Below are 17,322 nucleotides of genomic sequence, written 5' to 3'. Positions count from 1 at the left end.
AAATCCTAAAACAATACTAATTCAAATCTAAATTTTTATTTTTTTTGGTTTATAATAGATAGGGATCACGTATTTATTATTATTATTTAATGAAATACTTCAAGGTTATAATATTTAACTTTTGCATTAGATCCTTCATCTCTGGTTATTAAATAATTTCCTGCTTTAAAATAATTTTCAAAAATTCCCCATTTTTGGATATTTATATCATCATATACCACAGTCTCATTTTCATTAAGTATAATTTCCATTCTTCCTTCTGATACTTTTACCTCCAGGGTGAATTTTTCAAACCCTACTTCTTCTTTAAATGTATGCCCCTCGTCATCTGTCCACGCATCTGTTTTTAGGATCTCTGTCTCAGAGACATTTTGATCTTTAAGAATTTTTGTTTTTACACGAACTTTTCCTTGATTCCAGTATATTTTAAGAATAGGAGGGGCGTTATTATCATCTTCTCCTATCAAATCTCTTTGCGCATCTGTTAGTCTACCATGAATTTGCATAATGATAGCTCTATGATATTTACCATCATTATCTTTTGTGATTTCATTCATTGCCAAAGTACCTTTCATTCGTCCTCCTTGAGCAAATGTCCAATTTGTGTTATTGCTTCCGGGAACCATTTGTTCTCTTAATTCTGTTCTTGAATAGGAAGAATTTGCGGTAGATGAACTTGGATATGTATAAAAAACTAAAGATCCATCTATAGAGTCATTATACATAAAAGGTTTTAATGTTTCATTGGTCGCATATGCTAAAATAGCTGGTGGTTTTACTTCAGTTGGATTTCCTATAGGCAAGGTAACTTTCCAATGATTCAAATCAATTTCTGGTAATTTGAAATTATCAGAGACTGGATTATTTTGATCTGTATTATCATTCTCATCAGTACTTACGGTCTCATTTTGAGGAGTTTCTGTGTCTGAATTATCTTTTTGGCAACTAGTATTAGATATTAAAAGAAATAATCCTAATAATAATTGTATACTCCAGATTTTATTAATTATCAATTTTTTTGGGAAGTACTTTGATATGTTTTTTTTCTTATTCATGATTTAGTGGCTAACATTTAATTCATAATACATCACTTTTGCAAAACCATTTTTGTCTTTAGTGCCTAAATAGTTTCCGGCTTTAAAATAGTTTTCAAAAACGCCCCATCTCTTGATATTTATATCTTTATAAACGGCAAATTCGTTGTCGTTTAACGAGATGACCATTTTTCCTTTTGTAACTTTTACTTCTAATGTGAATTTTTTAAATCCTACTTCTTCCTTAAAAGTATATCCTTTATCATCTGTCCAGGCATCAGTTCTTAGAATCTCTGTATTTGATGCATTTGGATTTTTTAATACTTTGGTTTTAACTCTAACTTTTCCATTTTTCCAATATATTTTTAATATTGGAGGAGCGTTATTATCTTTTTGACCGATTAAATCACGTTGTTCATTGGTTAGTCTACCATGAATCTGCATGATTATGGTTTTATGATATTTTCCGTTTTTGTCTCGGGAGATTTCCCCCATTTTTAATCGCCCTCGCATTTTTCCTCCTTGTTCGAATGTCCAGTTTACGCTATTATCTCCAGGCACCATTTGTTCACGTAATTCTGATCTGGAATATTTAGTATTTGCGGTTTGAGATCCTGGAAAAGCGTAGAAAACTAAGGCTCCACTAGTAGAGTCATTATACATATACTTTTTAAGGACGTCATTATTTGCATAATCTAATATTTCTGGTGGACTTACTTCATCTGGTTTTCCAACAGGTAAAGTCACTTTCCAATGACTTAAATCAATCTTTGGGAGTTTGTATTTCTTTTTGCGTTTTTTCTTTTTTTCTTTTTTAACATTCGAATCTGTAATACTACTTGTCTGAGATTGACAAGTAGCATTAACAGATAGAAATACTATTACTAAAAAAGGTAATATGTTTTTTTGAATGTTTTTCATTTTTACAAATTAATTAACAGCTGTAATAGTAACAGAATCAACTCGTATTTCTTCATCTCCACTAGAATATCCATACATAGCAAAATCGGCAGGATCTTCTGGTCCAGAATTACCAATACCTCTTATGAAGAGGGCAACACTGTCATTGGCTCCAGAATTAAAGGTGAAAGCAAAAATACGATAGTCAGAATCATTAGGATTATCTATAACCTCAATTAATAAATTATTATCAGCGTCTTCAATTTGAGCTACAGACGTGTATCCAAAACCATTTTGTGGAATTGCGGCGGTATCTGTGAAGTAAGTAGGTGTGTAACTACTTACATAACCTTCTCCTGCCAAAACTCTTATTTCTAACTGACTTGGTAAACTTCCGGCTTGATCTGATTCGAAACGTAAAGGGATTTCAATTCTGTAATCGGCATTTGGAGTAACTGCAAACTCTTGATATGCGTGGTCAGGTTCAGCGTTATCAAACTTGATAACATCAGAACCATTACCGCTGCTGGATTCGCCTTGTTCTCCAATGCTTGTATTGATCCATCCAGAACAAGTACAATCAGAACCTGAAGATTTAGGAAGCCTGTCAAAATCAGCATTTAATAATACTGGATCTGGAACAGCTGGCACGTCGGGTTCAATTAATTCTATTGTTTCTGAATAGGTAGAAGTTTGATTTAATGCATCTGTAATGGTTAATGTAACTGTGTAAGAACCTTCTCCTGGATAGGTATTCTGCGGATCTATTTCAGTCGAAGTATTTCCATCTCCCAAATCCCAGTTATAACTGGTTGCATTATTTGATTGGTTTGCAAAAGTAACTTGTGTAAAGGTTTCAATTTCTACACCATTTGTAAAGGTAAAGAATGCATTTGGTGGTGTCTCATCTGCAATAGAGTTTTCCTCTGGTAATTCGTCTATAAAATCACAAGAGACAAATACCGTTACAAAAACTAAAAGCATAGCCATACTAGTTTTTGATATCAATCTGTTGTTTAAAACTATTTTTCTCATAACGTTATGTTTAATTTTTTAATACCCATCGTTTTGTGTTAATACCCCTTGGCTAATAGCAATTTCTGCACCCGGAATAGGTAACAATAAATCAGTAGCTTGAAAGTCAAAACTGTTTGCTTCTGAAAAGGCAGATAAGACTTCTTGCGCTACTTTAAAACGTTTTAAGTCTAAAAAACGATGATTTTCAAAAGCTAATTCTACACGTCTTTCGTCCATCAATGCTTGCTTGGTTATACTTGTGATAGGATCAGTTATGCCTGCTCTTTCTCTAACCGCTTGAAAAGATGTAATTGCTGCAGGAGCACTAGTTTCTTGACCACCTGCAAGAATAGCTTCAACATGTAGTAGTAATACATCTGCATATCGTGTGACAATCCAGTCATTACCAGCGATTCTTGGATTAGCAGGGGCGGATGTTACACCTACATCTGCGTCAGCTATTGGTAAGTATTTTACCGTTTGGAATAAACCTGGATTTCCTGGATCTTCTCTAAAAGTAAATTGTCCTCTATTACCTCCAAAAGTACTGAAAGCTGCTACGAGTTCAGCTGTTGCATAATTTGAACCTGTACCACGACCTACAGCGTCTAAAAATTCTGCAGAAAAACCTTGACTATCATCAACTATAGTATCATCAAAACCAATTGAAAATATTGTCTCCTCATTAGCTTCGGTATAAAAAATATCAAGGAAATTAGGTTCAAGACTATAGTCACCGCTATCAATTACAGCTTCCAACAAGCGTTGCGCTTCTAAATAATTAGTTCCTAAGGTAAGATATACTTTGGCAAGAAATGTTTGAGCTGCAGCTTTTGATGCTCTTGTCCTAAAGCTATTATCCAAATCACTGTCTACAGCAAACTGAAGATCACTGATAATTAAATCATAAATTAGATTTTCATCAACTCTGGTAAAAGAAGTTTCTATATCTTCTGCCACAGCAGATTCAAGAACTCTGTCGACCAAGGGAACATCACCATAAAAACGTACCAAATTAAAATAAGCATAAGCTCTTAAAAAACGTGCTTCTGCTTCAAACCTGTTTGCGTTTTCACTGGAGGCGTTTTCTAGGTTCTCCAAAACGACATTAGCAGAAAAGATAATTCTGTACATACTTCGGTAATATGTAGTTACTGCTGCTGTTTGTGGAGTGACCGTAAAGGTTTCAAAATCGAAACCTTGTGGGGATCCACTTTTCGTTCTTGAATTATCGCTTAAGGTCTCAGCCATTTGATATTCTATTTGAATAGCTAAATGTGGGTTGTTAAAACCACCGTCACCTTCGAGAGGGTTGCTTCCTTGCAAAGCATCATAGATATTTATGATCCCCGCCGTTATTTCATCATCATTTCTAAAAAACTCATCAACAATACCAGCGGAAGTTGGCACTGGATCTAAATCGCATGACCAAAATAAAAGGGTCAGGCAAAACAATGAATATATTTTTGTTAGTTTCATAACTTTTGTTTTTGGTATGTTAAAATTCAACATTTACTCCTAAGGTTATTGTTTGTTGTATTGGCGTACCCCCTCTTTGATAACCAAAGGTTAAAGGCGTTAATTCACGCACATGTTCTGGGTTCCAACCTGTATAATCATCAGCTGTGATGAATAATAGGTTTTGACCGGTAGCATACAATCTAAGACTGGTCAAATTCAATTTAGAAGTAACATCTTTAGGAAAATTATATCCCAAACTTACCGTACGCAAAGCTAGATAACCTGCATTCTGCACCAATTGGTCTGTAAATATACGCTGCACCAAAAACTCTTGATCAGGTGTGCTAGCTCTATCAAAATCTACAGTATTACTATTAAAAAAGTCAAAAACATATTGATCTCCTAAATTATAAGTCTTGGCTCCATGACTACCTTGAAATAAGAAACTAAAATCCATATTTCCATATCTAAAATTATTGCTAAGACTCCAAACCACATCTGGATAAGGATCACCTAAAATAGTTTTATCATCTTCGTCTATTAAACCATCACCGTTCAAATCTTTTGCATAGGCGAATTGAGTTCTGTTACCTACTTGTCTAAAAGGATCGTTTAGAAATTCAAAATCAATATCCCTATCATATACATAACCATAGAAAGATGAAATAGGCTGACCTACTAAGTTGATCCATTCAACTAATCTACTACCGTCATTAGTATTCACTACTTGACCGTTTGAATCACCAAAATCAACCAAAGTATTTTCATTAAATGAACCTATTACGGTCGCATCCCATCTGAATTTTTCTGTACTTACTAATCGTGCACGTAATTCTACTTCAAATCCTTCATTTTCAACGGTACCAAGATTCACAAGTGCAGAAGTAAACCCTGTGGTTCCAGCTACTGGATTATCCAAAAGTAATTCATCACTGGTTCTTTTATAGTAATCAAATGAACCAGAAATTGCATTGTTAAAGAAACCAAAGTCAACCCCTGGATTAATTTCTTCTGATTGTTCCCATTGTAATAAAGCGTTAGGAATATTAGCTGGATTGAAGCCATTGGTTATAGTACCATCGACAACAGCACTGGATCCTTCTAATAAGGCTAGAGAAGGGTAGTTGTCGGTTAAGAAAGAACCGGTATCAAGGGCATTAGTACCTGTAATACCATAACTAACTCTGAATTTAAGTTGATTAACCCAGTCTGCATTATCCATGAATTGTTCGTTTGAAACCACCCAACCAGCGGATACTGCGGGGAAGTTACCGTATTTTACGTCTCGTCCAAAAACAGAACTACCATCTCGTCTAATACTGGCGTTAAACAAATATTTATCGTCATAAGAATAAATAACTCTGGCTAAGAAACCATTTAAAAAGTTTTCATACTCAAATGCAGTTGCATCATTAATAATAGAACCTCCACCAACATTTGGGATCAAATCTGAAGTAAATCCACTGGTCTCTATTTGAGACTCTTCAAAAAATCTATTTTCTAAAGAAACACCAGCAATCGCATTAATCGCATGTTTTCCTATTGTTTTGTTATAGCTTATTATATTATCAGAAATTAAAGCATATCTGCTACGTGTATCATATGAGGAGTTTGCTGCGGCAGCACCATTTCTTGATGAATTAACACCGCGGTAGTCTGTATTTATTCTGTTTTCATAAGTAGCAGTGAATGTTGATTTAAAACTTAAGTCATCTGTGAATTTATAATCTGCGTATAGGTTACCATAAAAATTATACCTATTTTCAAAACGTTCACGTTCAAGTAATTTTGCCAATGGATTGGTATTACTTGTATTACTAATATCTACACCACTACCCACAGGGACTCCTTGAAAATTACCAGCACTATCAAAAATACTTGTTGCTCCAGTAGGGTATTCGAAATCGTCAAACATTCTTTGTAATGCATAGTCTCCAATCTGTGCATCAGCATATCTACCTCCATCTCTAACACGATTCACAAAACCGATGTTACTCTCATCCAAACGAGTAGGTACCCAAGAAGGTTGTCTTATAACATCGTAAACACCAGTTGCACTAAATCGTCTTCGTTTTGAGTAAGAAGGAGAGAAACTCGCTCCTATCTTTAGTTTATCGGTTACTTCTGTACTAAGCTTAAGTTGTGCTTGGTATCTTTCAAAACTATCTGTTAACAATACACCATCATCAGAAACATAACTTAAGTTAACATTGTATTTTGTTTTTTTAGTACCTCCTCTTATGCTAAAACTATGACTTTGGATTATACCTCCGTCTATAACGATGTCTTGCCAGTCGTTTTCGGCATTTATCAATTGTCTGAATTGACTTCCTAAAGAAAGTCCACCTGTTATTTGCCTCTCTCGCTCCAGTTCGCCTTCAAAATCAATGTCATATGCATCACTTCGTCGACCTTTCTTAATTCCTGTAAAGGTATTATACGTAAATTTTGCTTTACCCTCTTTACCTTGTTTAGTTGTAATTTGAATTACACCATTTGAACCTCTAGAACCAAAAATGGCAGCAGACGCAGCATCTTTTAATACTTCAAAAGATTCTACGTTGTTCATATCAATGTTGGTTAAAAAATCAGAATCAACAACAGCACCATCAACTACGACTAAAGGTCCGTTATTTGAAGATATTGATCCAATACCACGTATACGAATTGTGGGTGCAGAACCAGCTTCACCCTCAGAATTTCTGATGTTTACCCCAGAAACTTGACCAATTAAGGCTTCATCTACCCTGGATACCGCTATTTGATCCAAATCTTCATTAACAACTTTTGAAATTGCTCCGGTTAGTAAAGATTTCTTCTGGGTACCATATCCAATTACTACAACTTGCTCTAGCTCCGCAGCATCTTCGTCTAATTGAATATCTATAACTGTTTGTCCAGTTATTACAACGTCTTTTGTTTTAAAGCCTACATATAAGAATTCGAGAATATCTCCTTCTTTGACTTTGATTGAGTATTTACCGTCAAAATCAGTTGAAACTCCTTTTTGTGTCCCTTTGATAATAATGTTCACCCCGGGTAGAGGAGTTTGTACTTTTAAATCTGTAACTGTTCCTGTAACGGTATAATTACCATCCTGTGCAAACAAAGAAATTTGAAAAACAATCAGGACAATAAATGTTAATTTACCTTTAAAATTCATTTTGATTATGTTATGTTCCTTACAATTTAGTTTGATATCTTATGTAGATATCCTAATGAAGAATAAATGAGTGTTTCTTATTCTCCCTTTTAATTAATCACATATCATAACAGTGTTAACGAAATTTCGTATTTTTGTTAAGCATGTGATTTACAAAGTGCATGCGTGTTAAGTATTACTTCCCTCCGAAAGAAGTAATTTATAAAAGGATAGGTGTGCACCTGTCCTTTTTTTGTTTTCTAGTAATCAATTAGTTTCATGTTGTTTGTGATTTGAAAATGAGTAAAAGATTTGATGTTTTTTGGTAAACCAAACTGGAAAACCAATTTGGTTTACCAAATATATGTTATTTTAATGTTAAACAAAAAATTATTACAATATTTAATGTTAAAATTTTTGAGATTCTTTATTTGACATATAAAATGGTTGAGATATTCTCTTTTTGAAGTGATAAATACGAATTTAATAATAACACTTACTCCATAAAATCTTCTCGTATAGGACTAAATACATCAATAAGGAAACCAGATTCTAAACAAATCGCACCGTGCATTACATTTGGAGGTATATAAAAAGAATCTCCGCTTTTTAATATTTTGGTTTCGTTACCAATGGTAACTTCAAACTCTCCACTCTTTACATAAGTAACTTGAGAATGATAATGTTTATGCATAACACCAATTCCTCCTTTGTCAAATTTTACATTGACTAGCATAATCTTGTCGTCATATCCCATAATTTGGCGTTGTACTCCTTCACCAACAGTTTCCCATTCAATTTCTTTTCCGATGATAAATTCTTTGCTTGATCCAAAACTTTTCATTTGATAATTATTAAGATGTAAAAATTAATTTTCTTTAGTATATGAGTAGGGGCCAGACCATGTATAGGTTTTACCATTTAGACTCAAATTATGTGTGCTCTTTTTATTTGTGTCAGAAGTACATAAAATAAAGGTGTGTGTGTTCCCTTTTTTGGTAATGATCGCCCAGGCTATGTATTTTTCATTTTGAATTGAAAACTTAGTAATTCCTTTAATATTACTATATGCATTATTTGCTATTTCAGTAACAGGGTCATATAGACCATGCGTTTCGATAACACTAATAAAAGCTCCGTTTTTAGTTTTAGGTTTTCTTACAATAAAAGAAGGGTCTCTACGTAGATTAAATTTAGGATCATTGGCACCAATTCTGGCAAATAAAAATTCATCTTTTGCCTTGATTATAGTGGATAATGTATAAAATGTGTTTTTTGATAACCAGGTGACTTGAGTGGTTTCATCATTTTGAAATTCTTTTTTTCCTTCTAACCATAAATGTTGATATCCATTTTTATTTCCCAATATCTCAAGGCTACTTGGAGTGATATATTCAAAATTTGTATCTATAATTTGTCCATTGTAGTAAAAGGGTAGATCAAATTGATGTATTGTGTTAGAGTCAAACTGCATAACATCAATGAGTATTGGCTTTTCAAAATCTTCATCCTCCAGCATAATCATAGTCCTATGTAATTTTGTACCTGGATAGGCGTTTTGATCTTTTGCACTTACCACTTGTAATTTTGGATTTGAACTATCAAAAAGATACTTTTCTGAATGATGTTTACTGCCTATTTCAAATTTACCTCCAAAGTGAGATGTTTCATCTTGAATAATAGTATTATGAGCAATAGTTTGCTTAGCCCATGTTTTATTTTCCTTTAGATATCCTCCTCCATTTTTTTGTTCAATATTTACAAACCTTGCCAGACCATAATCCTGAAATATTTCTGTGTCCTTGTTGTAATAGGAAAAAGATAATTTGTCATAATGACCATGACTTAGACCTTGCGCAGTATATTTCATGAGTAATTCTAAATGTTGATCCTTTGAGCGTAAAATCCCCACACTACCTTCTGAGCCATCAGAACCATCTCTGAGTTCTATTGATTTTTTTATAAACTCAGTCGTTTTTCCTTGTTGGATTCCTAAAGCAACAGCAAGACCAGTGTCATCTAATTGAACTTTGTTTTGTTTTTTAGCAATACTTAATAATGAGGCATCGTTTCCGCCAAAATGATATGCAATATCTACTGCGGATACTAGCTCTCTAGAATAATATGACATTCCTTTTTGACCATCATTTAGTGGGAAGAATTCACCATTGGTTTTGGTTAAATTTAGTAATGCATACACTGCTTTTATTAATACACTATCTTTATATTCGAAAATTTTTAATTCTGGCTTTACATTTTGTAATGCTTCTGCAAATACCATAAAAGGATACATAGCATAACGTTGATAATAGGGACCTTCTGTGTAATATCCATCTGGAGAAAAGGGTTCATCTAAATTCGCTAAAAACCCTGTTTTTTGACCTTTAGCTTTAATAAAACCACCGTCGTTATCTTTTTGGTTAGGATCAATGTTGTCACTCTTTAATCCATATAAAGCATTATTAATTAGTTTTTCATTATTCATTACAAGACCAATCATACCAACGGCTACATTTCCCCAGGTACTATGGTTGTGGATGCGATTAAAAAATTGAGGACTCCCTTCTGAAAGGAAATTTGCATATGGTACGAATAAATTTTTCTCTAAATATTCGCGTTCTTGTTTTGATAAATATGTATAGATGCAATCATAAGCCTGACTTACAAAGACCAACCAATTAGCGTCATTTAAACATTGCCAAAATATTTTCCCTCGAGCATATGATCTTGTCTGAGGGTGCAGAGGAAGTGTAGGATACATTGCTGCATAGGCTTTAAGGACATCATGTACGTAAATAGCATATTTTTCATCTTCAAGAAGCTGATAAAGGATACTTGCTTTTTGGAGTATTAACCAATTTTTTTTATGCCTGTCATGAGTATAACCCCCTGCCATGTCTTTGGGAATAGGGACGTGAATACCTGAAGCGATTTCTGCATCAACTTCTTTTTTGGTGGCAGCTAATGTTTGATCAAAAATAGGGATTTGCCCTAATTGTTTTCGAATATCGGTTACTCCTTTTTTTGTTAAAATAAGATTAGGATGTTCTTGAGCATAGCCATGCAAACAGAACATGATAGCGAAGACAACAAAAAACTGTTGTAAAATTCTTATTGACAAGTGTGGGATTAATTTTTGCATACCTATTTATTAATGACACCAAGATTTTGTCCATCATCTGCTTTTTCTTTAAGACTTGAATTTTCTTCCAATTTGTATGTTGTGTCATTTTCAAATTTTGGATCTAAAGACCAAATAGAGCTAACCTCGTATTTCTGATCACCTGTAACAGTAACTTTTTCTGAATTAAAAAAGTTTGTGTGATGTACTTTTGCTATTGGTCCACCTACGACCAAATGCATTTGAATTCCTTTACTATTATTAAAGATGCTATTCTTAATGTTAGCATTTTGGACTCCGATTAAAGAGATAGCTTTCTTGTTTTTATTTCTTTTCCCGTTACCTACATTGTCAACAATATTATGATCGAAGGTCAGAAAAGGTCCAAAAGTACTCTCATCTCGTCCGTCTCTTACAAGATTAAGTATTGCCCCGTCGATGTTAGAGAAGATATTGTTTTTTAAGACTACAAATTCAGCATTAAAGATTCCGTTTTCTCCAATTTCTTTATCTAATGAAAGCACATTACCTGATATATTGTTAAAAGTTGAATTTTCAATTCGAATTATATCTGCCATTGTGTTTTTAGAAACCTTTACTACATCATAAGAATGATTAATGTTTAGGTTTTTAAAATCACAATTATCTACAATCAATTTGTAATTCTTGTTCATAGAATATTTACTTGTTCTTATTACAGAATTACCAGAATAGTCCGGAGCTTCTTTTCCATCAAAGATCAAATCTTTTACTTGAAGACTTCCTCCGTTTAAAATGTCAAAAAGTGATTTTTTCTCAAAAGTAATTATCGATTTTCCTGAAGCAGATTTTACTGTGACAGGGTGATTGATATCAATGGTTTTTGTAACTAAATATTCATTAGGAGAAGTAAGTTCTATGATGTCTCCGGGAGCAGAATTTTTTATGGCATCAAATAGTGTATTGATCCCAGGGGATACTTGAATTTTTTTACCAGAATTAAACTCTGCTACTTTATCTATTTTGGGATACCAGGAAGTTCCTGTACTTTCTTTAGTAGGGATTTTTCCTTTGATTACAGCACCGGCAGTAAGGTCTTTTTGCGAAGGAACTAATAATCCGGCAGTGTTATTTGATAACTCTAATTTTTGTTGAATAAATCCTTTGTCAGTAATAGGTTTTGTATTTGGGCTTATGATATTATTGTTAAAACGAATTCCATTAATATCATCATAAACTGTGAATGTATCATTCTTTTCTGGATTATAAAAAATGTTATTTTCCATGACTGAGTTTATCGGAGTTGCGCTTCTCTCTGCATCACTACCAGCACATAATTGAATATAATCACAGTTGATGAATGTATTATTTTTGATTTTTGCATCAGTAACCTGAAAATAACGATTTAAAGGAGAATTTGGTACTCCGTTCATAACCACCAATGCCCCGCCAAAACGATACCCTGTGAGTCCAATAGCATAGTTGTTTTCTACGGTTTGTTTTCCGTTAATTACACGTATTCCTCCAGTGCTTGGAACACCATTTCCAATAAAAACATTATTATTTACATTGGTTTCATTACCATGACGCATGGTTAAAGTTCCTCTGCATTCAAAAAACACATTATTGCGATAAGTGTTTTGACATGATTTACTTGAGATTATTTCTAATTCACCACTGCAGCGATCAAAATAATTATATTCTACAATAGTATTTGAATTGCTTAAAGAATGGTGACTTGTTCCTATTCTTAATGTTTCACCTCCATTTGACCCTAAAGTTTGTCTGGGACCAAAATAATTATGATCAATTTGATGATGGTTTTCAATAAACTGTTCTGAATTTAAGCGGACAGCCATTGTAACTCCAAGGTTACTTTTTCCTTCAATATGGTTGTGATCAATGCGATTGTTTTTTCCATAAATACCAATCCAATAATCTTGTTCTCTTCGTTCTGGATTACTATAATTATCGATTACACATTCTGTTAATCGACAATTTGAAGCAAAGTTATCTTTGTCCTTTTTGAAAGAAATAACCTCAGAAGTAGGGGTAAAGCCATTTTTAAATACTAAGCCACTAACTATAAGGTGTTCTCCTGCGATACGTAAATAAGAAGCTCCTTCAAATGTTGTAGCTCCTTTTTCTTCTACCGTCAATGTAATTGGTAACTCTTTGGTTCCTTTAGCTTCGAATAATAGTTCGGCATCTTTCCATATGCCTTTAGCTAATATTATAGAATCTCCTGGTTGTGCAGCTTTAACCGCTTCGTTAAAGGCATCAATAGTTTCAATTGTGCTAACGTATTCTTTTTTCGTTTGATTATTACAAGAGTATAACGAAATTAAAATAAGTATAAGATAAAATACTTTTCTTTCCATGAATGAATTTGGTTTACCAGTTTGGTTAACCAAAAATAAACATATAAATTAATATTCAAAGAAAGTATCTCTATTTTTTAAAGAAATCTTTAAAAAACCTTTTAAGACTATACATTTTCTTTAAAGAAAATCCAATAAAATTGCCTATTACATAATAATGAATAAACAACATGATGATATTATGAAGTTTAGGTTTTTATAAAAACCTGCTTCAATTAATGTTTTTTTGAATGAATAAGAGTGAACTACTGTTTATTACAATACTTATAAAGTTCTTTAAAGTGGTCATTTAAACTGGCAACTGCTTTATCCGCATTTTTTTCTTCAATTGCATCTACTATAGCTTGATGCTCTTTAATCAAAAGAAAATTCTCCTCCTTATCGCATATTTTATTTTTTACAAAATGAGCAATAATTTCGGGAGTTATAATAAGCATTAGAGAATTGATCACGCTATTATTACTTGCTTCAGCTAATTTTATATGAAACATTAGATCTTCTTCTATGGCATCAAGTCCTTGTATCGCTTTTTCACTATACGCTTCATGCGCTTTTTTTATTTGGTGAATTTGTGATTCTGTCCTTCTGGTAGCGGCTAGACGTACTGCGTTTTTTTCTAAAATTATTCGGGTTTCTACCAAAGATTTGAAATCAGGATTTTGTAGTTGCAAGATATCTGACATCATTCCGTTTAATGCGGTTACTCCAATGTTTGAAATACGAGTACCACTCTGAGGATATTTTTTGACAAGTCCATAAAATTCTAATTTTTGAATAGCTTGTCGCAATTGATTACGGCTTACACCAAATCGTTCAGCGAGGTCTCTTTCTGCGGGAAGCCTGTCTCCAGGTTCTAAATGTTTAGAAACAATAAGTTCCCTGATTTTAGAAATAATTACCTCTTCGACATTTTCTTTGTCTTCTGGTAATTTTTCAATCTTTTCTAGTCCATTTAACTTCATATCAATTTTAATTAGCTGATTGATGAATATGTTTTTAAACATATTTTCAAAAACGTAACACTAAAATTATTAATATAAATCTAAAAAGACTGGATTTTTCTAAAAAAACAAAGCTATTCAGAAAATCACTGGATAGCTTTGTTTACGATGTGTACTTTTTTAGGTGTTAATGAAATACCTCTAACTTATTGATTGCTACCCTACCATAGTCAGAACTTTTATAGCTTTTTCCTTTCATAGATTGCAAATAATTTCCTGCTTTAAAGTAATTTTGTTTAGCAGGCGCGCTCTGAGAAGTGAATATGGTATTTACTCGATTACCACTACTATTTAGTTCATATAGTTTTACTATACTATTTTTATATGTTAATTCGAAATACAGTTCTTCTCCTAAGTTAAAATTGCCGACAGTTTTTCCACCGCCTTCGAGTTCTTCGGTTACATAACCATTAATTCTTAATTTTACACTTCCGCTGGTTTGGTTGGCACTTCCTTGACATTGTACTCTAATTACATCATCAAAAAAATCAGTTTTATCATGAATTTGTCCAAAACAAACTTTTCCAGAACTGGGTAAACGATCCACTCTAACCTTCCATTTCATTCTATGTTCTTTGTTGGTTGTACCATCCCAGAAAATATTGTTGTTACCATTAGCGGTTAATTCTCTAAGTTCCATTCTTGGATTACCAGAACCAGAAGATGTGTCGCTACCTGCCCATACCTGAAATATTGCCCAATTGTTTTCTACAAAAAACCAATTGTTATTAGTATAATTACTTAGGTTCGGGATTGCATCTACATAATCATTATTAGATGGAGATCCTGATAAGCCATTCAATTTCCAATTTTGAAGACCAAGAAGATCGTATGGCGTATTTCCTGATGGCGGTGGTGGAGGTGGTGGGTTACCACCGTCGGTATTACCATAAATTTCGGTTTCTGTGAGACTATTCCAACTATTGCTAGAATTGCCAAAACAAGATATACGAACATATCGGGCGCTTACTTCGCTAAAATTATAAGTTTCTAGTTGAGTTGTAGATCCACTACTTCCACTTGATTTTTTATCGACAACAGTAGATAGGCTTGAAGTAGAGTTTCCAACCCTAATTTTAAAAAATGCTTTTCGTTGATTCCCCTTATACCAGGCTAATTTTACACTAGAGATTTTCTTTGAAGAACCTAAATCGTAAGTGATGTATTTTCCTGTTGTTCCATTTGAAGACCATCTGGTGTTCAAATTTCCATCTAAAGTATTGGCAGGAACATTACCATCATCTCCATTTGCAGAGACAGATGAAACTGATAATTCAGTTAATGCCTTTAAGGTGTTCTGTTGTTCAATTAGACTAGGATCGTCTAAAGATTCTGTTTCGGTAGTACAATTGGATAACAATCCAATAGATACAATTGCCAAGAGATGGCAAAATAATTTAGTAGTTTTCATCGTTTTGTTGTTGAATTTATGTGTTGATAAAATTGGTCGACCAATTTGGTTGACCAATTTAAGATAAATTCTTAAAAAAAACTAATTAAAATAATATATTTATCATTTTTATTGTTAAAAAAATAAGAATTAATAAGTTTAAGTGGGGGGTAAGATTTTGTTTTTTGAGATTTACAGTATACATAGTTGCGATTATGAAGGTGGTAAATTACATTTTTGCAGAAGTTAAAACTCAGTCTTAACATATATTCGTTAATGCAGTTACTCTTTTACAGTGCATTCATCGACCCTTAGGGTCTTATTTTCTTCTGAAATAGGTGTATTCTGTTCCCTCAACAAACATTGGATTAATTTAATGAAACCTTAATATTTAAGATTATTTAGCTATCAATTTTTTGAGAGTAATAATATTGTAATACAATCTGATTTGAACATAAAAAAATAAGCGAGATATTTGTAATCTCGCTTATTATTAAGAGCCTAAGAAGAGGTTTATTAGAAGTTTTCTGAGGCTGTTATTTCGCTAAATTCTGCAATACCATTCCCCATGCTTGTAGACGTAGTTGATTGGTTATATACCCCTACTTTGTAGTAATTACTAGTACATGTGATATTGTCATATGTTCGTATGGGAGTATTCATGTCATCAAGAAAGATTTTCATCAAGCTATTTTGTACAGTTACTTTAAATGATAACCAATTTCCTAATACATAATCATTTTTAATGTATCGATCGCTATAGTTTAAGCTTCTAAAATCAACAGGGAATCCATCAGACATTTTACCTTCTGTAACATCTCCCAGTAGATATATTCTACCAGTATCTCCTTCTTTAGCATTAACATTATCGCTTTGTATTTGTATTCGCAATAAATCATCCCAAATATCTTGCTTAAAATCATGAATTTGAGCAAAAGCAAATTTTCCTGTAGAAGAAGTTTGTATAATTCTTATTTTAAAAGTTAATGTTTTAACGCTGTTATCGGTAGCATCCCAACCTGTTTCGCCACTTCCATCAGATGGCATTTCTCTCAACTCACTCCTTGTATTTGAAGAGTTACCAGTGGTAGGGGTGCCATTTTCTGTTGGGCATAAAAATCGTACGTTTCCGTTTTCAACAAAAAAGAATTCATCTTTATATGTCTTAAAACTTGGATCATCAATAAAATCATTTCTGTTTTTATCAATATACACTTCATCCGCTAAATTGTCATTATCAAAATCTCTAGGGAGAGTGATTTTCCAATTTTTTAATTGTAAAACTTCATAAGGAATCGTAGATGTGCTTCCATCTCCATCATCTCCTTCAGTTTGATCATCATTCCCTGAACCTTGTTCTTCTGGATTAGTTGGTTCAGCTGGATCAGTTGGTTCAGAATCCGAAGAACAACTATACGAAAAAACGAGACTGAGGAGTATTAAAATTGTGCCTAAAAAATTAATATTTTTCATTTCTGTTTGGGGTTTTTAATATCGGTTAATTCAAATTGGTCAACCAATTTGAACCCAATTAAAGAAAATTTATTGAAAATTAAAAATTATTGGATTTTTTTTTAATTCATATGATAAAGTATTGGAGGCTATTTATTTAGGGAAATCAAAATATATGTTTTAATTTGATCTGATGGAGCTTTGTTTAATATGTGTCTTGAAGGTAATATTTTTATGATATCTCTAAATCAAGAGGTGTAATTTTATCAAAATGACATTTTTATTAAATTTTGTGAATTGTTTTGCAATCGATATTTAGTTTTTATGTATTATTGCACTATCTAGTTAACGAAAGGGGCTACGGCCGACGATTTAGAGTTACTATTATGAAAACGGTAAATTACATTTTTACAGAAGTTAGAGTTCAGTTATTGAACACATTAG

Annotated in this window: 11 protein-coding genes; all 11 read right to left on the bottom strand. The window is 32.9% G+C overall.

All coding sequences use genetic code 11. The features are described from left to right. Positions 1-86: 86 nt before the first annotated feature. The 11 genes from PQF96_RS01475 to PQF96_RS01425 all read right to left on the bottom strand — a co-directional run bounded on the left by PQF96_RS01475 (position 87) and on the right by PQF96_RS01425 (position 16,899). Complete coding sequence (locus PQF96_RS01475; RefSeq protein WP_271764852.1) at positions 87-1,055, bottom strand: polysaccharide lyase family 7 protein; 969 nt, start codon at positions 1,053-1,055, stop codon at positions 87-89. A gap of 3 nt (positions 1,056-1,058) precedes the next feature. After that, positions 1,059-1,955, bottom strand: coding sequence for a polysaccharide lyase family 7 protein (locus PQF96_RS01470; protein WP_109436529.1), 897 nt, complete (start codon positions 1,953-1,955; stop codon positions 1,059-1,061). A gap of 9 nt (positions 1,956-1,964) precedes the next feature. Further along, a complete protein-coding gene (locus PQF96_RS01465) occupies positions 1,965-2,969 on the bottom strand; it encodes a PKD domain-containing protein (protein WP_271764851.1) in 1,005 nt (334 codons plus the stop codon). An 18-nt stretch (positions 2,970-2,987) separates the two neighbouring features. Continuing rightward, positions 2,988-4,430 (bottom strand): RagB/SusD family nutrient uptake outer membrane protein, encoded by a 1,443-nt coding sequence (locus PQF96_RS01460; protein ID WP_109436697.1) that lies wholly within the window; start codon positions 4,428-4,430, stop codon positions 2,988-2,990. Between the two features lie 19 nt (positions 4,431-4,449). Further along, a complete protein-coding gene (locus tag PQF96_RS01455; protein WP_271764850.1) occupies positions 4,450-7,575 on the bottom strand; it encodes a SusC/RagA family TonB-linked outer membrane protein in 3,126 nt (1,041 codons plus the stop codon). 475 nt (positions 7,576-8,050) lie between these two features. Further along, on the bottom strand, positions 8,051-8,398 hold the full coding sequence (locus PQF96_RS01450) for a cupin domain-containing protein (protein WP_109436532.1): 348 nt from the start codon (positions 8,396-8,398) through the stop codon (positions 8,051-8,053). A 24-nt stretch (positions 8,399-8,422) separates the two neighbouring features. Then, positions 8,423-10,696: a heparinase II/III domain-containing protein gene (locus tag PQF96_RS01445; protein WP_333967940.1), complete on the bottom strand. Its 2,274-nt coding sequence runs from the start codon at positions 10,694-10,696 to the stop codon at positions 8,423-8,425. Positions 10,697-10,698: 2 nt separating this feature from the next. Beyond that, positions 10,699-13,035, bottom strand: coding sequence for a polysaccharide lyase 6 family protein (locus PQF96_RS01440; protein ID WP_271764849.1), 2,337 nt, complete (start codon positions 13,033-13,035; stop codon positions 10,699-10,701). 245 nt (positions 13,036-13,280) lie between these two features. Then, the gene (locus tag PQF96_RS01435) at positions 13,281-13,997 is read right to left on the bottom strand and encodes a FadR/GntR family transcriptional regulator (protein WP_109436698.1); all 717 of its coding nucleotides are present in this window, start codon (positions 13,995-13,997) and stop codon (positions 13,281-13,283) included. A 166-nt stretch (positions 13,998-14,163) separates the two neighbouring features. Then, on the bottom strand, positions 14,164-15,447 hold the full coding sequence (locus tag PQF96_RS01430) for a polysaccharide lyase family 7 protein (protein ID WP_271764848.1): 1,284 nt from the start codon (positions 15,445-15,447) through the stop codon (positions 14,164-14,166). A 495-nt stretch (positions 15,448-15,942) separates the two neighbouring features. Continuing rightward, complete coding sequence (locus PQF96_RS01425; RefSeq protein WP_271764847.1) at positions 15,943-16,899, bottom strand: polysaccharide lyase family 7 protein; 957 nt, start codon at positions 16,897-16,899, stop codon at positions 15,943-15,945. Positions 16,900-17,322 lie beyond the last annotated feature (423 nt).

This window comes from Aquimarina algiphila (genome assembly GCF_947494415.1).
Taxonomy (GTDB): Bacteria; Bacteroidota; Bacteroidia; order Flavobacteriales; family Flavobacteriaceae; genus Aquimarina; species Aquimarina algiphila.
The sequence above is the reverse complement of the archived record's forward strand: the minus strand, read 5'-3'. Positions and strand labels throughout refer to the sequence as shown.